19 protein-coding genes, 1 tRNA gene and 1 other RNA gene are annotated in these 16,421 nt (G+C 77.7%); 8 read left to right on the top strand and 13 right to left on the bottom strand.

The features are described 5' to 3' along the window. Window positions 1-10: 10 nt before the first annotated feature. From AC2TDM_RS07440 to AC2TDM_RS07425, 4 genes are all read left to right on the top strand, one after another. Window positions 11-1,840, top strand: coding sequence for an NAD+ synthase (locus tag AC2TDM_RS07440; protein WP_308439460.1), 1,830 nt, complete (start codon window positions 11-13; stop codon window positions 1,838-1,840). Further along, entirely contained in the window at window positions 1,837-2,688 is an 852-nt protein-coding gene (panB, locus tag AC2TDM_RS07435; protein ID WP_090030624.1) for a 3-methyl-2-oxobutanoate hydroxymethyltransferase, read from the top strand. The genes AC2TDM_RS07440 and panB overlap by 4 nt, the downstream gene beginning before the upstream one ends. Before the next feature lie 8 nt (window positions 2,689-2,696). Next, window positions 2,697-3,695, top strand: coding sequence for an endonuclease/exonuclease/phosphatase family protein (locus AC2TDM_RS07430; RefSeq protein ID WP_484636250.1), 999 nt, complete (start codon window positions 2,697-2,699; stop codon window positions 3,693-3,695). A 128-nt stretch (window positions 3,696-3,823) separates the two neighbouring features. Then, on the top strand, window positions 3,824-4,522 hold the full coding sequence (locus AC2TDM_RS07425; protein ID WP_484636249.1) for a hypothetical protein: 699 nt from the start codon (window positions 3,824-3,826) through the stop codon (window positions 4,520-4,522). 23 nt (window positions 4,523-4,545) lie between these two features. On the opposite strand, the gene AC2TDM_RS07420 is transcribed toward AC2TDM_RS07425, so the two are convergent. Beyond that, on the bottom strand, window positions 4,546-4,719 hold the full coding sequence (locus AC2TDM_RS07420; RefSeq protein ID WP_484636248.1) for an SPOR domain-containing protein: 174 nt from the start codon (window positions 4,717-4,719) through the stop codon (window positions 4,546-4,548). A gap of 53 nt (window positions 4,720-4,772) precedes the next feature. Here AC2TDM_RS07420 and map point away from each other — a divergent pair, with 53 nt between their 5' ends. Together map and ppgK are read left to right on the top strand one after the other, a co-directional pair. Next, window positions 4,773-5,642: a type I methionyl aminopeptidase gene (gene map / locus AC2TDM_RS07415; protein WP_090030616.1), complete on the top strand. Its 870-nt coding sequence runs from the start codon at window positions 4,773-4,775 to the stop codon at window positions 5,640-5,642. Continuing rightward, the gene (ppgK, locus tag AC2TDM_RS07410) at window positions 5,639-6,583 is read left to right on the top strand and encodes a polyphosphate--glucose phosphotransferase (protein ID WP_484636247.1); all 945 of its coding nucleotides are present in this window, start codon (window positions 5,639-5,641) and stop codon (window positions 6,581-6,583) included. The genes map and ppgK overlap by 4 nt, the downstream gene beginning before the upstream one ends. A 46-nt stretch (window positions 6,584-6,629) precedes the next feature. On the opposite strand, the gene AC2TDM_RS07405 is transcribed toward ppgK, so the two are convergent. The 4 genes from AC2TDM_RS07405 to rnpB all read right to left on the bottom strand — a co-directional run bounded on the left by AC2TDM_RS07405 (window position 6,630) and on the right by rnpB (window position 8,119). Next, window positions 6,630-7,040 carry a TfoX/Sxy family protein gene (locus AC2TDM_RS07405; RefSeq protein WP_484636246.1) on the bottom strand — a complete coding sequence of 137 codons (411 nt, stop codon included), beginning with the start codon at window positions 7,038-7,040 and terminating at the stop codon, window positions 6,630-6,632. Window positions 7,041-7,065: 25 nt separating this feature from the next. After that, complete coding sequence (locus AC2TDM_RS07400) at window positions 7,066-7,272, bottom strand: hypothetical protein (RefSeq protein ID WP_484636245.1); 207 nt, start codon at window positions 7,270-7,272, stop codon at window positions 7,066-7,068. 89 nt (window positions 7,273-7,361) lie between these two features. After that, complete coding sequence (locus AC2TDM_RS07395) at window positions 7,362-7,607, bottom strand: hypothetical protein (RefSeq protein ID WP_484636244.1); 246 nt, start codon at window positions 7,605-7,607, stop codon at window positions 7,362-7,364. Window positions 7,608-7,720: 113 nt separating this feature from the next. Then, window positions 7,721-8,119, bottom strand: an RNA gene (rnpB, locus tag AC2TDM_RS07390) — RNase P RNA component class A. A gap of 337 nt (window positions 8,120-8,456) precedes the next feature. Between rnpB and AC2TDM_RS07385 the strand changes: the two genes are divergently transcribed. Together AC2TDM_RS07385 and AC2TDM_RS07380 are read left to right on the top strand one after the other, a co-directional pair. Further along, window positions 8,457-9,035 carry a YaaA family protein gene (locus tag AC2TDM_RS07385; protein ID WP_484636243.1) on the top strand — a complete coding sequence of 193 codons (579 nt, stop codon included), beginning with the start codon at window positions 8,457-8,459 and terminating at the stop codon, window positions 9,033-9,035. Then, entirely contained in the window at window positions 9,032-10,210 is a 1,179-nt protein-coding gene (locus tag AC2TDM_RS07380; protein ID WP_484636242.1) for an SLC13 family permease, read from the top strand. The genes AC2TDM_RS07385 and AC2TDM_RS07380 overlap by 4 nt, the downstream gene beginning before the upstream one ends. Window positions 10,211-10,244: 34 nt before the next feature. On the opposite strand, the gene AC2TDM_RS07375 is transcribed toward AC2TDM_RS07380, so the two are convergent. The 8 genes from AC2TDM_RS07375 to AC2TDM_RS07340 all read right to left on the bottom strand — a co-directional run bounded on the left by AC2TDM_RS07375 (window position 10,245) and on the right by AC2TDM_RS07340 (window position 16,179). After that, window positions 10,245-10,982 carry a histidine phosphatase family protein gene (locus AC2TDM_RS07375; protein ID WP_484636241.1) on the bottom strand — a complete coding sequence of 246 codons (738 nt, stop codon included), beginning with the start codon at window positions 10,980-10,982 and terminating at the stop codon, window positions 10,245-10,247. 43 nt (window positions 10,983-11,025) lie between these two features. Next, on the bottom strand, window positions 11,026-11,796 hold the full coding sequence (locus AC2TDM_RS07370; RefSeq protein WP_090030607.1) for a zinc ribbon domain-containing protein: 771 nt from the start codon (window positions 11,794-11,796) through the stop codon (window positions 11,026-11,028). Continuing rightward, entirely contained in the window at window positions 11,793-13,076 is a 1,284-nt protein-coding gene (locus AC2TDM_RS07365; protein ID WP_090030605.1) for a Nif3-like dinuclear metal center hexameric protein, read from the bottom strand. Before AC2TDM_RS07365 ends, AC2TDM_RS07370 begins: the two co-directional genes overlap by 4 nt. 30 nt (window positions 13,077-13,106) lie before the next feature. Continuing rightward, the gene (locus AC2TDM_RS07360) at window positions 13,107-14,156 is read right to left on the bottom strand and encodes a zinc-dependent alcohol dehydrogenase family protein (protein ID WP_484636240.1); all 1,050 of its coding nucleotides are present in this window, start codon (window positions 14,154-14,156) and stop codon (window positions 13,107-13,109) included. A 37-nt stretch (window positions 14,157-14,193) separates the two neighbouring features. Continuing rightward, window positions 14,194-15,021: a hypothetical protein gene (locus AC2TDM_RS07355; protein ID WP_484636239.1), complete on the bottom strand. Its 828-nt coding sequence runs from the start codon at window positions 15,019-15,021 to the stop codon at window positions 14,194-14,196. A gap of 120 nt (window positions 15,022-15,141) precedes the next feature. Continuing rightward, a tRNA-Val gene (locus tag AC2TDM_RS07350) sits at window positions 15,142-15,215 on the bottom strand. An 11-nt stretch (window positions 15,216-15,226) separates the two neighbouring features. Further along, the gene (locus AC2TDM_RS07345; RefSeq protein ID WP_484636238.1) at window positions 15,227-15,760 is read right to left on the bottom strand and encodes a redoxin domain-containing protein; all 534 of its coding nucleotides are present in this window, start codon (window positions 15,758-15,760) and stop codon (window positions 15,227-15,229) included. Continuing rightward, window positions 15,757-16,179, bottom strand: coding sequence for a DUF3052 domain-containing protein (locus tag AC2TDM_RS07340; RefSeq protein WP_090030600.1), 423 nt, complete (start codon window positions 16,177-16,179; stop codon window positions 15,757-15,759). The genes AC2TDM_RS07345 and AC2TDM_RS07340 overlap by 4 nt, the downstream gene beginning before the upstream one ends. Window positions 16,180-16,421 lie beyond the last annotated feature (242 nt).

The following is a 16,421-nucleotide window of genomic DNA, read 5'->3' as shown; positions in this document are numbered from 1 at the left end:
ATCCTGCCCGATGCGACGCGCTGCCGGGCGCCGCGGCGCGGCGTCGGTGGTCGTGGCGTCGGTGGTCGTGGCGTCGGTGGTCGTGACGTCGGTCGTCGTGACGTCGGTGGTCGTGACGTCGGTCGTCGTGACGGCGGTGGTCGTGGCTAGGCTCGCGGGCATGGCAGGACTGCGCATCGCCCTGGCCCAGGTCGACACGTGGCTGGGCGACCTGGCCCGCAACGCGACGACGGTGCTCGACGCGTGCCGGGCGGCGCACGCGGCCGGCGCGCGCCTCGTCGTGCTCCCGGAGATGGCGATGACCGGCTACCCGGTGGAGGACCTGGCCCTGCGGCACTCCTTCCGCGCCGCGACGGCGGCCGCCGTGGACCGCGTGGCGGCCGCGCTCGCCGACGAGGGCCTGGGCGAGCTCGTCGTCGTCGTCGGCACCATCGGGGAGAAGACCGCCCGGGAGCACGAGGGCGCACCGGAGCGCCCGACGAACCGCGCGGCGGTGCTGCACCGCGGCGAGGTGCTGCGGACGTACGACAAGCACCACCTGCCGAACTACGGGGTCTTCGACGAGTTCCGCGTCTTCACCCCGGGCGACGAGGACTGCGTGCTCGAGGTGGACGGCCGGCGCGTGGGCCTGGTCATCTGCGAGGACATCTGGCAGGAGGGCGGCCCCGTGGCCCGGCTGGCCGAGGTCGGCGTCGACGTCCTCGTCGTGCCGAACGCGTCCCCCTTCGAGGAGGGCAAGACCGACGTGCGCACGGCGCTGGCCGCGCGGCGGGCGCAGCAGCTCGGGGCGCCGCTGGTCTACACGAACCTCGTCGGCGGGCAGGACGACCTCGTCTTCGACGGCGGGTCGTTCGTCGTCGGGCCGGACGGGCGGATCCTGGCCAGCGCGCCGCAGTTCGTCGAGCACCTGCTGGTGTGGGACCTGCCCGAGGCGGGCGAGCCCCTCGCGGACGGCCCGCAGGTGCCCGACCTGACGCCCGACGAGGCGGTGTACCGCGCGCTGGTCACCGGCCTGGCGGGGTACGTGCGCAAGAACGGGTTCCGGTCCGTGGCGCTCGGCCTGTCGGGCGGCATCGACTCGGCGCTCGTCGCCGCGATCGCCGCCGACGCGATCGGCGGGGAGCACGTGGTCGGGGTGTCGATGCCGTCCGTGTACTCCTCGGAGCACTCGAAGGACGACGCCGCCGACCTCGCCGCCCGGATCGGCGCGGACTACCGGGTCCAGCCCATCGCGCCGATGGTCGAGGCGTTCCAGGGGCAGATGCACCTCGAGGGGCTCGCGGAGGAGAACCTGCAGGCCCGCGTCCGCGGCGTGATCCTCATGGCGCTGTCCAACGCCGAGGGGCACCTCGTGCTCGCCACGGGCAACAAGACGGAGCTGGCCGTCGGGTACTCGACGATCTACGGCGACGCGGTGGGCGGGTACGCGCCGCTCAAGGACGTCGACAAGTCGCGCGTGTGGTCGCTGGCGCGCTGGCGCAACCACGCCGCTCTCGACGCGCGCTTCCGGCCGGACGAGCTGGCGCCGATCCCGGAGTCGTCCATCACGAAGCCGCCGTCGGCCGAGCTGCGGCCGGGCCAGGTCGACCAGGACTCGCTGCCGCCGTACGACGTGCTCGACCGGCTGCTCGACGCGTACGTCGAGCACGCCGAGGGGCGCGACGAGCTGCTGGCCCGCGGGTTCGAGGCGGACATGGTGGACCGGGTCGTCACGCTGGTCGACCGCGCCGAGTGGAAGCGGCGGCAGTACCCGCTGGGGCCGAAGGTGACGGCCCTGGCGTTCGGGCGCGACCGGCGGCTGCCGGTGACGACGCGCTGGCGCGAGGAGATGGGCCGATGAGCGAGGGCACGACGAGCGGGGCGGGCGGGGCGGGCGCCACCGCACCGCCGCGCCGGGTGCGCGTGCACCACCTGCGCCAGGCCAAGGCCGAGGGCCGACGGCTGACGATGCTGACGGCCTACGACGCGGTGACGGCCCGTCTCTTCGACGAGGCCGGGCTGGACCTGCTGCTCGTGGGCGACTCCATCGGCAACACGATGCACGGGCACGCGACGACCCTGCCGGTGACGCTCGACGAGCTCGTCGTCGCGGCCCGGTCCGTCGCCGGGGCGACACGACGCGCCCTCGTCGTGGCGGACCTGCCCTTCGGCTCCTACGAGGCCGGGCCGGCGCAGGCCCTGGCCTCGGGCGTGCGGATGCTCAAGGAGGCCGGCGTCGCCGCGGTGAAGATCGAGGGCGGCACGCGGATCGTGCCGCAGGTCGAGGCGCTCACGGGGGCCGGCGTGCCGGTCGTCGGGCACCTGGGCTTCACGCCGCAGTCCGAGCACCTGCTGGGCGGCCCGCGCGTGCAGGGCCGCGGGCAGGAGGCCGCGGACCGCCTCACCGCCGACGCACTGGCGCTGCAGGAGGCGGGCGCGGTCGCGGTCGTCCTCGAGATGGTCCCCGCGCCCGTCGCGGCCCGCGTCACCGAGGTGCTCGAGGTCCCGACCATCGGCATCGGCGCCGGCGCGGCGTGCGACGGGCAGGTGCTCGTCTGGACCGACATGGCCGGGATGACGGGGTGGAGCCCGCGCTTCGCCCGGCGCTTCGGCGAGGTGGGCGCCGCGCTGACCGCCGCGGCGGAGGCCTACGCGGCGGCCGTGCGGGACGGCGGCTTCCCCGGTCCCGAGCACACGTTCGAGCGGTAGCCGCCCTCGTGGCGCGGCGGGCCGCCCTCGTGGCGGCGGCGGTGGCGGCCGGTCCGGTGGCGCTCGCCGCCGGCGTCGGCGCGGGTCGGGCCGGGCTCGCGCACGCGCTGGCCTTCCGCGTCCCGCTCGCACTGGGGCAGGTCGTCGTCGGGGCGGCGCTGCTCGTCGCCGGTCGCGGACGCGCGCCAGATGCGGGCCCCGCCGGCGGGCGGGAGGTCCTGCGGGGCGTGGGGGCCGGGCTCGTCGTCGGCGGCCTGGCGCACGTGCCGGTGCTCGCCGCGCGCCGCCGTCCGCTGCCCGGGCACGGGCCGGGGCCCGGCGACGACGCCGTCGCCGACCTGACGGTGCTGGCGTTCAACACGCTCGAGGTCGTGCCGGCCGCGGTGCTGGCCGACCTCGTCGTCGCGCACGGGGCGGACGTGGCCGTGCTGCCCGAGACGACCCGCGCCACCGCGGGTGCGGCGGCCGCGGTGCTCGCCGACCGCGGGTGGCCCGTGCGGTGCCTCGTCGCGGACGGGCGCCGGTCCGGCCCGACGGCCCTGCTGCTGGCCGAGCGGCTCGGGCCGCGCGCGGTCGAGACCATCCCCGGGGCGATGGGCGGGCTCGCCGCCCGTGCGCAGGACCCCGGCTCGCCGGTGCCGCTCGTCGTCGCCGCGCACCCCGAGGCGCCGGGGGCCCTGCGCCTGCTGGCCGCCTGGCGGTCCGAGGGGCGGGCGCTCGTCGAGCGGTGGCGCGGCGAGCCCGGTCTCGTGCTCGCCGGCGACCTCAACGCCACGCTCGACCACCCGTGGATGCGGCGGTGGGAGCCGGCGGTGGACGCGGCGCGGGCCGTCGGCGCCGCGACCGCCGGGACGTGGCCCGCGTGGGCCGCCTCGTGGTGGTCGGCACCGATCGACCACGTGCTCGTCGACCCGCGGGCCTGGCGGGTGCTGTCGGTGCGGGTGCTGCCGGCTACCGGCGGGTCCGACCACCGACCCGTGCTCGCGCGCCTGCGCGCCCGCACCTGAGGCCGCGGGTCGACGTCGGCCCGGCATCGGGGTGACGGGGAGGCGCACCCCTGCCAGGATCGGGCCAGGACCGCGGACCTCGTCGACGACCCGCGCCGCACCGCGGGCCCGCCGCCGTGGAGGGGACCATGGACGTGTCGCTGGTGCCCGCCGTGCTGCTCCTCGCCGCCGGCCTCGTCCCGCTGCTGGCCTCGCTGGGGTCCGGACCGGGCCCGCACGGCAGCGCGGCCGCCGCGGGCGACGACGGGCGGCGCCTGGCCTCCGCGGCGCTCCTCGGCGCGGCTGCACTCGTCGCCACCGTCCCGGCCCTCGACCGGGTCCCGGAGCAGGCGGCGGCCGCCGCGCTGCTCGCCGCGCTCGAGGTCCTCGGTGCCGCCGCCGGCGCCTGGCCCCTGCGCCGGTCGTGGTGGCCGGGCGTGGTGGCGCACGTCCTCGCCGCCGTCCCGGGGGCCGGTGCTGCCCGGCTGGGTCGTGCCGCCCGCGAGCGCGCCCGCCGTGCCGCCCTCGCGCGCGGGCTGCGGCGACGGGCGGCGGCCGCGACGCCGCTGCTCGCCCCCCGCCTGCGCGCGCTGGCCGACGCGCTGGACGACCGCCGCCTGGCGACGGACCCGGGACTCGTCCTCGTGCTGGGCAGGCTCGAGGCGGCGGCGGCGGGGCTGGACGTGCTCGCGGAGGAGCACGCCGCGGGCGACGTGCGGCTGGCCGGCGCGGTGTCGGCGCTGCTGACCGGCGCGGGCGACGACGTCGCCCGGCTGCGCCGCAGGGCCGACCGCGAGGCGCGCGCCCGGGCCCTCGGGACCGCCGAGCTCGCGCTCACGGACCGCTGAGGCGCCGCAGGGCGCTGGGGAGGTCAGGAGCGCTGCGCGTCCTCGTCGTCCCACGCCTGCGTGCGCGCCTTCGCCGTCTCGAGCGCCTTCGCGGCCTCCTCGCGCGTGGCGTAGGGACCCATGAGGTGCGACCAGTCGCTCTGGCGGCCCTCCTCGACCTCGTGCGTCCGCGTGTTGTACCAGTACCCGTCCGCCACGTCGCGGCCCCTCTCGTCGTCCCTGCGCTGGTCGGCGTCCCTAGACTGCCACCATGCCCGTCCACGCGCCGCGCGCGGCCCTCACGCCCGGGGTCGTCTCGCCCCGTCGGCCGGTGCCGCCGCAGATCGCCCGCCCCGAGTACGTCGGCCGCCCCGCCCCGCAGCCGTGGACCGGCAGCGACGTCCTCGACGCCGGCACCGTCGAACGCGTGCGGGTGGCGTCGCGGCTCGCGGCGCAGGCGCTGGCCGAGGTCGGTCGGCACGTCGCGCCCGGCGTCACGACCGACGAGCTGGACCGGGTGGGGCACGAGTTCCTCCTCGACCACGGCGCGTACCCCTCGACGCTGGGCTACCGCGGCTTCCCCAAGTCGCTGTGCACGTCCGTCAACGAGGTGATCTGCCACGGCATCCCCGACTCGACGGTCCTGCAGGAGGGCGACGTCGTCAACGTCGACGTCACCGCCTTCGTCGGCGGCGTCCACGGCGACACGAACGCCACGTACGCGGTGGGCGAGGTCGACGAGGAGACGGCGCTCCTCGTCGAGCGGACCGCCGAGGCGCTGCGCCGGGCCATCGGCGCGGTCCGCCCCGGCCGCGAGGTCAACGTCATCGGCCGCGTCATCGAGCGGTACGCCGCGCGGTTCGGCTACGGCGTGGTGCGGGACTACACCGGCCACGGGGTGGGGCCCGCGTTCCACACGGGGCTGGTCGTCCCGCACTACGACGCCGCCCCCGCGTACGACCGCGTCATCGAGCCGGGCATGGTCTTCACCATCGAGCCCATGCTCAACCTCGGCACCCCCGACTGGCGCACCTGGGACGACGGCTGGACCGTGGTCACCGCGGACGGGCGTCGCAGCGCCCAGTTCGAGCACACCCTTCTGGTCACCGATGACGGAGCGGAGATCCTGACGCTGCCATGAGCAAGGACAAGAAGCACAAGCACAAGCACGAGAAGCACGGGCACGGCGAGCACGAGCACGAGCACGACGGGCACGGGCACGGGCACGGGCACGGGCACGGGCACGGGCACGGGCACGGGCACGACGACGAGGGCGCCGACAAGCACGACCGCCGCTCGCTCGACACCGCGACGGTCCCGGCCGCGCTGGCCTTCGGCGTCGACATCGGCGGCAGCGGCATCAAGGGCGCGCCGGTCGACGTGGCCTCCGGCGCCTTCGAGCGCGACCGCGTCCGCATCCCGACGCCGCAGCCGTCGACGCCCGAGGCGGTCGCGCGGACGGTGGCGGAGGTGGTCGCGAGCTTCGACCTCGCGCCCGACGTGCCGCTCGGGGTGACGTTCCCCGCGGTGATCCTGCACGGCGTGGCGCAGTCCGCGGCCAACGTCGACAAGTCCTGGATCGGTACGGACGTGGAAGGCGTCGTCGCGGAGGCGACCGGGCGCCACGTGCTGGCCGTCAACGACGCCGACGCCGCCGGCTTCGCCGAGGTGCAGCACGGTGCGGCGAAGGACGTGCGCGGGGTCGTGCTCGTCGCGACGCTCGGCACGGGCATCGGCAGCGCGCTGTTCGTCGACGGCCGTCTCGTGCCCAACACGGAGCTCGGCCACCTCGAGATCGACGGGCACGACGCCGAGAGCCGCGCCGCCGACTCCGCCCGCGACCGCGAGGGCCTGGACTGGGAGCAGTGGGCGCAGCGCCTGCAGCGCTACTTCTCGGTGGTCGAGAACCTGTTCTGGCCGGACCTCATCGTCGTCGGCGGCGGGGTGAGCAAGAAGCACGAGAGCTTCCTGCCCCTGCTGGACCTGCGGACGCGGATCGTCCCCGCCGCGCTGCGCAACGACGCCGGCATCATCGGCGCGGCGGCACTGGCCGCCCAGGTGCACCAGGAGGAGCGCCGCTGACGGGCGTCCCCGCGCGACGGAGGTGCCGGGCGGCGGGCGCCCCGGCCTAGAACCGGGCGGCCCGCCGTCGGCGCGCGCGCGTCCCCGCGTCGGGCAGCGCGCCGAGCACGCGCGCGCGGGCGACACCGCGGTCGACCCACTCCTCGAGCTCGTCGTCGTCGGCCAGCACCTCCGCCCGCACGCGGACCCAGCCCGGGGAGCCCTCCTGGCCACCCATGACGAAGGGCTCGGTCCCCGGCTCGCCCAGCAGACCGGGCCCCTGCGCGGGGTCCACGCGCACGAGCAGCCCGTCACGCATGACCGCGACCGCCATGACGCCGTCGAGCATGACGGCGGTCCCGCCGAACATGCGCTTGGTCTCGCGGTCCTCGTGGTGCGCGGTCATCGCCTCGACCCGCGCGAGCAACCGGTCCTGCGGCGTGCTCCCGCTCGTGCCCGCGCCCCTGCCCCCCGCCATGCCCCCGATCGTGGCAGAGGCCGGCTCAGGGCGACAGGAAGCTGGCGGGGTCGGTGTCGGTGCCCTCCTCGCCGAACGACCGGGCGACGGCGTCGTCGTCCTCGCGCTCGGCGCGCACCTCGTCGATGCCGGGGTCGCCGAGCGCGTCGGGGGCGCTGTCCGGCCCGGGGGCGCGCTCCACGTCCTCACCGGTCACGCCGGCGTCGGGCAGGGGGATGTCGGACTCGGTCACGGTCGCCTCCGTCTCGCGCCGCCTGGTCGCGGCCCCTCCGACGCTAGGCGCGGCCCTCCGACCCCGCACGACGAGGGCCGCGCGGGCGGTCAGCGCCGCCGGAGCAGCAGCGCCGCGCACACGGCCGCCGCCAGCCACCCCACGACCACGACGACGTCGCCCTCGTTGATCCCGTGCGACTGCGTGATCGTGAGGAGCACCGGCCCGGCCCACGGACCGTGCCCGGCGAGCAGCAGCAGCGCGAAGCCGGACACGACGACCAGCAGCACGCCGACGAGCAGGCGCTCCCGCACCCGCGTCCGCCCCTGCTCCCGCTCCCGCTCCGACACCCGCATCGGACGAGCCTAGACGCGGGCGCCCCGGTGCCGGGGAGGTGCCGGCGGAGGTGCCGGCGGAGGTGCCCTGTGCGCTCGGCCGCACGGGCGCCCGTCCGGGCGCCCGTGCGGGGCGGATGAGCCGGTCGGTACGCCGGGTTCTGTCCCCGCACCCGGTTGCCCCGGTGCGGGTGGCGACCATCCATCTACGACGTGCGTCGCCGCACGCCTCCAGCGGCCTACCCGGGAGCTCGGGCGGGCAGCCCTCGAGCGCTCCCTGTCTGGCCTTGCTCCGGGTGGGGTTTGCCGAGCCGCACCGGTCACCCGGTGCGCTGGTGGTCTCTTGCACCACCGTTTCACCCTTACCGCCCTGCCCCCGGCGGACCGGGGACCGGGAGGCGGTCTGTTCTCTGTGGCACTGTCCCGCGGGTCACCCCGGGTGGGCGTTACCCACCACCCTGCCCTGCGGAGCCCGGACGTTCCTCGGCGGACCGGTGCGAGCACCCGTCCGACGCGGCCGCCTGACCGACTCATCCGCGCGGCCAGCCTAGCCCGTGCGCGGATCACCTCCGCACCCGGGCGCGTCCGCGCGGCGGTGCCCCGCCGACGGAGCACCTACGCTCCCGTCGTGCTCCTCGTGCTGCCCCCGTCGGAGGGCAAGCGGCGCCCCGCGGCGCCCGCCCCTCCCCTCGCCCTCGACGCGCTGCACGCCCCGGCCCTCACCCCGGCCCGCGCCGAGGTCCTCGCGGCCCTCGTCGCGGCCAGTGCGCGCCCCGACGCCGCCGCCGTGCTCGGCACCGGTCCCGCGCTGGCCGACGAGGTGCGCGCCAACACCGCGCTCGCCACCGCCCCGGCCGCCCCGCCCGCCGCGTGTACAGCGGCGTGCTCTACGCGGCGGCCGGCCTCGACCGCCTCACCGGCGGCGCCCGCGCCCGCGCGGCGGCGTCCGTGCGGACGGTCTCGGCCCTGTTCGGCGTCCTCACGCCGGAGGACCCCGTCCCCGCCTACCGGCTGTCGATGGGCACCGTGCTGCCCGGGCCGGGTCCGCTGGCGTCCTTCTGGCGCCCCCACCTGGCCCCCGTTCTCGACGCCGCCGCGCTCGACGAGGACGCCGGCGCCGGCCTCGTCGTCGACGTCCGCTCCGCCGCCTACGCCGCGGCGTGGCGCCCGCCGCGCGGCGCCACGTGGCTGACCGTGCGGGTGGAGCAGGACCTCGGGGGCGTGCGGTCCGTCGTCTCGCACCACGCCAAGCACGCCCGCGGCCTGCTCGTGCGGCACCTGCTCGTCCGGCGCGGCCGCGCGCCCCGGGACGCCGACGAGCTGGCCGCCGCCGCCGGTCGCCTCCCGGGACCGGCCGACGCGGGGACGCCCGGCGTGCTCGGGGTCGAGCTGGGCCCGGCCGTCGCGCGCGGACCCCGGACCCTGACCCTCGTGGTCGGCGCGGCATGACGGGCGGCCGCACCCGGCGGCCCGTGCCGTGGTGGGCGGCGACCCTCGTCGTCCTGCCCGTCCTGCTGCTGACGGGGTGGCTGCCGCCCGACGCCGCGCGCGGGCTCGCCGACCGGACCGTGCCGGTTCTCGTGCTCGTCGCGGCCCTGTCGCTGCTCGCCGAGCTCTGCGCCGCGGCGGGGCTGTTCGACGCGGCCGCGGACCTGGCGGCACGGCTGGGACGCGGCCGGCGGCCGGTCCTGTGGGGCCTGGTCGTGGTGCTCGCCGTCCTGGCGACCGCCGTGCTGTCGCTCGACACGACGGCCGTGCTGCTCACGCCGGTCGTGGTCGCGCTCGCACGACGCACCGGCAGCGACCCCCTGGCGTTCGCGCTGCTGGTGCTCGCGCTGGCCAACACCGCGTCCCTCACGCTGCCCGTCGCCAACCTCACGAACCTCCTGGCCGCGCACGCGCTGGGCAGCACCGGCACGTCCTACGTGCCGCTCATGGCCGCCCCCGCGCTCGTGGCGGTCGTCGTCACCGTCGCCCTGCTGGCGCTGCGGGACCGCCGCCGGGTCGCCGGCCGGTACGAGGTCCGGCCGGGGCGGGCGGCGCCCGACCGCCCGCTCCTGCTCGTGAGCGCCGTCGTGACCGGGCTGCTGGCCGTCGCGTTCGTCCTGGGGCTGCCGACCGCGCCCGCCGCCGTCGCCGCCGCGGTGGCGCTCCTCGTCGCGACCCGCCTGCGCCGGCGACCCCTCCCCGGCACGCCCGGGCAGCTCGTGCCGTGGCGCACGCTGGTGCTGCTGGCCGGGCTGTTCGCGGCCGTGGAGGCCGCGCACCTCGCGGGGGCGACCGCGCCGCTGACCGCGCTCGCCGGCGACGGGCACGACCTCGGTGCGCTCCTGCGCCTGGCGGCGGCCGCAGCACTGGCGGCCAACGCCGTCAACAACCTGCCCGCCTACCTCGCGCTGGAGCCCGCCGCCGGCGGGGACCCCCTGCGGCTCGCCGCGGTCCTCATCGGCACGGGGGCCGGGCCGCTGCTGACGCCGTGGGGCTCCCTGGCGACGATCCTGTGGTGGCAGCGCTGCCGCCAGGTCCTGCTCGCGGTACCCCTGCGGACCGTCGTCGGGCAGGGCCTGCTGCTGGCACCGCCCGTCGTCGCCGCCGCCGTGCTGGCCCTCGCCCTGACGGGCTGACCGGCGCCACGACCGGCCCGGCGACCCGCCCGGCTCAGGCGGCCGGGGCCCCCGGCGCCGACCAGCCCTCGCTCGGCACCCCGACGACCGCGATCTCGTGCCGGCGGTCCTCGTACAGCCGGATGATGCTCACCGAGGCGGGGGCCACGCGGAGCTGGCTCCACGACGAGGGCTGCGCGCCCATGGCCGTGCCCAGCGCGGCGCGGATGGCCACGGCGTGGCTCACGACGACGACCGTGCGGTCCGTCCCGGCCGCCAGGAGCGCGTCCAGCCCGCCCTGCAGCCGCCGGCCCACGTCGGCGATGGACTCCCCACCCGGCGGCCGGTGGTCGCCCTGCACGTGCCACGCCTCGAGCCGGCCGGGCCACCGGGCCTCGATCTCCTCGGCCGTCAGCCCCTGCCACTCGCCGAAGTCGGCCTCCTGGAACGTCGCGTCGGTGCGCGGCTCCAGCCCGAGGCGCGCCGCGACGACGCCCGCCGTCTCCTGCGTCCGCACCATCGGCGACGCCACGAGCTCGGACGGGTAGGGCATGTCGCCCCACAGGTCGCGGCCGACCCGGTCGACGAGCTCGGCGACGGCCGCCGCCTGCGCCCGCCCGTGGTCGTCGAGCGGCGGACCGGGCTCGCTCGATCCCGAGTAGCCGCGGCTGACGGTCATGGCCGTGCGCCCGTGCCGGACGAGCACGACCGTGCACGGCTGCGACTCGTCGAAGCGCGGGCTGGCGCCCGACGGCCGTCCCGGCTCGCCGCCGCGTGCGGGTCCCTCGGTCATCGCTCCCCCTCGTCCGTCCGGCCGCGCGGGTGCGGCCGGGTGCTCACGCCCGGCCGGAGACGCCGGGCGCCGCGGGCTCGTCGGGGGCGAGCCGCACCAGGATGCGCCCGCACTCCTCGCACCGCACGACCTCGTCGGCGGGCCTCTTCGCGATGCCGGCCAGGTCCAGGGGGTTGAGCTCGAGGCGGCAGCCCTCGCAGCGCCGGCCGCGCAGGGCGGCGGCACCCGACCCGCCGAGCTGGGCGCGCAGCCGCTCGTAGAGGGCGACGAGCGCGACGTCCAGCCCCGCGGCCTGCGCGGCGCGCTGCTCCCGCAGGCCGGCGGCCTCGGCGTCGATGGTCGCGGCCTCCGCGTCGCGCTCGGCCTCGACCACCCGGACCTGCTCGGTCAGCGCGTCGTGCGCGGCCGTGAGGTCCGCCAGCGCGCCCTCGTGCGCCTCGAGGCGCTCCATGGCCTCCAGCTCGACCTCCTCGAGGTCCGCCTGGCGGCGGGCGAGCGCCTCCAGCTCGCTCGTGAGCGCCTGCGCGTCCTTGGCGCCCACGCCGCCCGACTCGAGGCGCGCCTGGTCGCGCGCGGCACGGGTGCGCACCTGGGCGACGTCCGCCTCGGCCTTGGCGACCTCGCGCCGGAGGTCCCCCACCGCGGTGCGCGAGGTGACGAGCGCGCCGTGCAGGTCCTGCACCTGGGTGCCCAGCTCGGCCAGCCGGGCGAGGGCCGGCAGGGTGCGCCGGCGGTGCGCGAGCTGGTCCAGCCGCGTGTCGAGCGCCTGCAGGTCGAGCAGGCGTCGCTGGTCCGCGACGGGGGCGGTGGTCACAGGGTCCCTCCCGGTGCCGCGTCCACCCGGGCGGTCCAGGGATCGGTGCGCAGCGTGCTGACGTGGACCTCCACCGTAGCGCCCGCACCGGCCAGGTCGGCCGTCAGCGCCGCCGCGGCGAGCGGCAGCCACGGCCACTCCGACGCGGCGTGCGCCGCGTCGACGAGGTACGGGGTGGCCGCCGGGCGGCGCCCCGTGCGCGCCTCGAACAGCGCGCGCTCGCGCGCCTCCGACGCCGGGTGGTGGCGCAGGTCCGCGGTGACGAAGGCGTCCGCCCCCGACGCGCGCACCTCGTCGAGCAGGCTGTCGCCCGACCCGCCGCACACGGCGACCGTCCGCACCTCGCCGTCGGGCTCGCCCGCGTACCGCACGCCGCCGGCCGTGCCGGGCAGCGCCTCCGCGACCCGCCGCGCCAGGGCGTCCAGCGTCAGCGGCGCGGGCAGCGTCCCGACGCGACCCAGGCCGGTCGACCCCGGCAGGTCGGCGAGCTCCAGGACGTCGAACGCGGGCTCCTCGTAGGGGTGGACGGCGCGCAGGGCCGCCACGACGGCCGCCCGCCGGTGCCGCGGCAGCACCATCTCCACCCGGGCCTCGGCCACCTCGGCACGCCGGCCCACCTCCCCCCGGGCCGGTCGGGCACCCGGGCTCGGCTCGAAGGTGCCCGTCCCCGTCGTCGTCCAGGCGCAGCGCGTGTAGTCCCCCAGCGCGCCGGCGCCCGCCGCGGCGAGCGCGTCGACGAGCCGGTCCGCGTCCTCGACGGGCACGAACGCGACGAGCGTGTCGAGCGGGTCGGCGGGTGCGGGGGCGAGCGGGCGCAGGTCGCGCAGCCCGATCGCGCGGGCGAGCGCCTCGTTCACGCCCTCGGCGGCGGCGTCCGCGTTCGTGTGCGCCGTCAGCAGCGCGACGCCGCCCCGGACGAGCCGGTGCACCAGGGCGCCCTTCCAGGTGTCGGCCGCGACGCCGTGCACGCCGCGCAGCAGCAGGGGGTGGTGCACGACGAGGAGGTCGGCACCGGCCGCGAGCGCCTCGTCGACGACGTCGGCCGTCACGTCCACCGCGAGGTGCACCCGCCGCACCGGCTCGGCCGGGTCCCCGGCGACGAGGCCCACGCGGTCCCACGCCACCGCGGTCCGGCCCGGGTAGCGCCGCTCGAGCACCGCGACGACCTCCGCGAGCGTCGGCGTGCGGGACGCGCCCCCCGACGACGCGCCGCCCGGGGACGTGCCACCCGACGGGCCCGTGGACGTCGAGGGGGTCGCGCCGGGCGTCGGGGTGCTCACGGGCGGCACGCTACCGCCGCGCCGGCGGCCTCACGGACGCAGCATGACCTTGACCGCGCGGCGCTCGTCCATCGCACGGTAGGCCTCGGCCACCTCGGCGAGCGGCAGGGTCAGGTCGAACACCCGGCCGGGCTCGATGCTGCCCGCCCACACGTCCTCGAGGAGCTCGGGCAGGTACGCCCGCACGGGCGCGATGCCGCCGCGCACGCCGACGTTCGTCGAGAACATCTGCTGCACGGGCAGCTCGGGGCCGCCCGCCGGGACCCCGACGAAGCCGACCGTCCCGCCGGGACGGGCCGTGTCCAGCGCCTGCTGCATGGACTCCTTGCTGCCCACGCACTCGAGGACCGCGTCCGCGCCGGTGCCGTCCAGCAGGTCGCGCACGGCGGCGACGCCCTCCGCACCGCGCTCGGCGACGACGTCCGTCGCGCCGAAGGAGCGCGCCAGGTCCTGCCGGGTGGCGTGCCGGGACATGACGACGACGCGCTCCGCGCCGAGCCGGCGGGCCGCGATGGTGCCGCACAGGCCGACGGCGCCGTCGCCGACGACGACCACCGTCGACCCCGGCACCACGCCGGCCGCCCGGGCCGCGTGGTGCCCGGTGCCCATGACGTCGCTCAGCGCGAGGACGTGGGGAAGGAGCTCCGGCGACGGGTGCTCCGGCGTGGCGACGAGCGTGCCGTCCGCGAGGGGGACGCGCACGCGCTCCCCCTGCCCCCCGTCCGAGGGGATGCCCTCGTGGTCCGGCGCGCCCCACCAGCCCACGTGCTCGCAGGAGGTGTGCACCCCGCGCCGGCAGTGCCGGCACGTGCCGTCGGAGATGGTGAAGGGCGCGACGACGAACTGCCCCTCCTGCACCCGGCGGACGTCGGCACCGACCTCCTCCACCACGCCGACGAACTCGTGCCCGATGCGGCGCGGCTCCGGCGTCGGCCGGACGCCGCGGTAGGGCCACAGGTCGGAGCCGCACACGCAGGAGGCGACGACGCGCACGACGGCGTCCGTCGGCCGACGCACGTGCGGGTCCGGGACGTCCTCGAGGCGGATGTCGGCGGGTCCGTGGATCAGGGTGGCGCGCACGTCGCGAGCGTACGGTCGCCGGCCCGGGCGCGCGCCGTCAGCGGCCGGCGACCGCCGTGCCGGCGTCGGCGGACCGGGCCGGGTCGGTCGGCGCGGACGCGGGTCCCGACGTGGACCCGGGCGCGACGGCCGGGGCGACGGGACGGGGGTCGACCACCGCGTGCAGTGCCGCCCACAACGCGAGCGACGCGCCCAGCAGCTCGAGCGTCTCCTCGAGGGCCACCAGCACGTAGTAGGGCGACGGCGGGACGTCCTGCCCCATCACGAGCCCCTCGGCGAACGAGCCGCCGATGGACTCCACCCCCAGCGCGCCCGTGAGGAACACGAGGCCCGCCAGCACCAGCCGCAGCCGCACCCGCGGCTCCACGTCGCGCGCGACGACCACCAGGCCGACCGCGACCGCCGCCGCGAGGAGCGCACCCGGCAGCACCCAGGCGAAGGTCGCGCCGCCCGACCCCAGGACGAAGTTGCCCACGAGCGACAGCGTCTCGTGGAGCTGGGCCCCCTCGTCGGCGCTGAGGAACACCGCGACACCGGTGAGCACGAGGTACGCCCGCCGCCGCCGGCCGGTCCGCTGCAGCGCCCCGACGCCCAGCGCCACGGCGAGCGCGAGCAGCAGCGTCACGGAGTACCAGGACCACAGGTTGCCCTCGCGGTCGGGGTCGAGGAGCCGGATGACCGTCAGGGCGATGCGGCCCGCGTCCTGCTCGACGATGCCGTGCACGTCCCGGTACCAGGCGCCGACGGAGCCCGCGACCACGACCGCGACGCCGACGGGCACCACCCGCGCGAGCACCCGGCGGGGCAGGTGGTGGAGCGCGGGCGACGGCGACGGTGACGCTGAGGGTGACGCGAGGGTGAACACGCGGAGAACAGTAACCGCGGCCGGGTGACGCCACCCGGCCGGCTGCGGGACGTCACCCGACGGTGTGGCCGAGGTCTCACGCGGCAGCGCGCACCCGTCGGCGGGGTGGAGAGGGTGCGGTGGGCCCGGCCGGTCTCGAACCGACGACCTCCGCGGTGTAAGCGCGGCGCTCTGACCAACTGAGCTACAGGCCCGTGTGCGGGCGTCAGCCTACGAGGTCGGCGACGGCCGCACGGTAGGCCTCGAAAGGTCGGGCCCGACCCGACGGGCCCAGCACCGACCAGCGCAGGACGCGGCCCGCGTCGAGGAGGAAGCTGCCGCGGCGCGCCACGCCGTTGACCTCGTCGAAGGCGCCGAGGGCCCGCGCGGCCGCGCCGTGGGGCCAGAAGTCGGACAGCAGGTCGAGGCCGACGCGCTCCTGCTCCGCCCAGGCCCGCAGGGCGGGCACCGGGTCGCACGACACGGCCAGCACGCGCACCCCGGTCGCCTCGAGCGAGCCGAGGCCGTCGCGCAGCTCGCCGAGCTCGGAGGTGCACGTCCGGGAGAAGGCGTACGGGAGGAGGACGAGCAGGGCCGGCGCCCCGCGCAGCCCCGCGAGGGGCACCGGCGTGCCGTGCACGTCCGGCAGCACGAGGCCGTCGAGCCGCGGCCCCAGGTCCTCGCCGACGGCGGGCGCACCGGGCGCACCGGCGGCACCTGGCGCACCGACGGCAGCGGGCGCGTCGGCCCCTGGCGTCACTTCCCGCGGCCGCGCGTGCCCAGCCGCGTGGCGGACCAGTCGGGGGCGACCGCGAAGGTCGTCATCGCGTGCAGGCCCGAGGTGGTGGCGGCCTCCTGGATGTCGCTGTGGGGGACGTGCCCCGGCCGCCCGGCCTTCGGGGTGAGCACCCAGATGGGCCCGTTGTCGTCGAGGACCGTCAGCGCGTCGACGAGGTAGTCCGTCAGGTCCCCGTCGTCGTCGCGGAACCAGATGATCGCGCCGTCCGTGACGTCGTCGTACTGCTCGTCGACGAGCTCGGAGCCCGTGATGGCCTCGAGGTCGGACCGGAACGTCTCGTCGACGTCGTCGTCGAAACCGAGCTCCTGGACGGTCTGCCCCCTCGTGAAGCCGAGGCGGCCTGCCGCGCCGGTCCCGGCGTCGTCCGCGGTGGATGCCACGTCCTGATCGATCCCTTCCCTCGGCGCCGGACCTCCGGCACCCGCTGGCAGCGGGCCGTGCGGCCCGGCTGCGTTGACCGCTCACCGTAGCCCACCGCACCCGCGCTGACCTGGCAAGCCCTGCCCGACCCCGTCACCCGCGCCGGGTCCCGCGAGGCCCGCCGGAGGGCCGACCGCAGGGACGGACCGGGGCGGTCCGACGAGGTCATGGGAGGTCCTGTCGCCCACGTCACGCCCGCGCG

Source organism: Cellulomonas sp. plas2, from assembly GCF_057221735.1.
The sequence above is the reverse complement of the archived record's forward strand: the minus strand, read 5'-3'. Positions and strand labels throughout refer to the sequence as shown.

Excerpts from the sequence above, each read along its gene's own strand:
- AC2TDM_RS07440 (WP_308439460.1), top strand. The coding sequence starts at position 11 with ATGCGACGCGCTGCCGGGCGCCGCGGCGCGGCGTCGGTGGTCGTGGCG.
- map (WP_090030616.1), top strand. The coding sequence starts at position 4,773 with ATGCCCGTCCACGCGCCGCGCGCGGCCCTCACGCCCGGGGTCGTCTCG.
- AC2TDM_RS07395 (WP_484636244.1), bottom strand. The coding sequence starts at position 7,607 with ATGCGGGTGTCGGAGCGGGAGCGGGAGCAGGGGCGGACGCGGGTGCGG.
- panB (WP_090030624.1), top strand. The coding sequence starts at position 1,837 with ATGAGCGAGGGCACGACGAGCGGGGCGGGCGGGGCGGGCGCCACCGCA.
- AC2TDM_RS07405 (WP_484636246.1), bottom strand. The coding sequence starts at position 7,040 with ATGGCGGGGGGCAGGGGCGCGGGCACGAGCGGGAGCACGCCGCAGGAC.
- AC2TDM_RS07425 (WP_484636249.1), top strand. The coding sequence starts at position 3,824 with ATGGACGTGTCGCTGGTGCCCGCCGTGCTGCTCCTCGCCGCCGGCCTC.
- AC2TDM_RS07380 (WP_484636242.1), top strand. The coding sequence starts at position 9,032 with ATGACGGGCGGCCGCACCCGGCGGCCCGTGCCGTGGTGGGCGGCGACC.
- AC2TDM_RS07375 (WP_484636241.1), bottom strand. The coding sequence starts at position 10,982 with ATGACCGAGGGACCCGCACGCGGCGGCGAGCCGGGACGGCCGTCGGGC.
- ppgK (WP_484636247.1), top strand. The coding sequence starts at position 5,639 with ATGAGCAAGGACAAGAAGCACAAGCACAAGCACGAGAAGCACGGGCAC.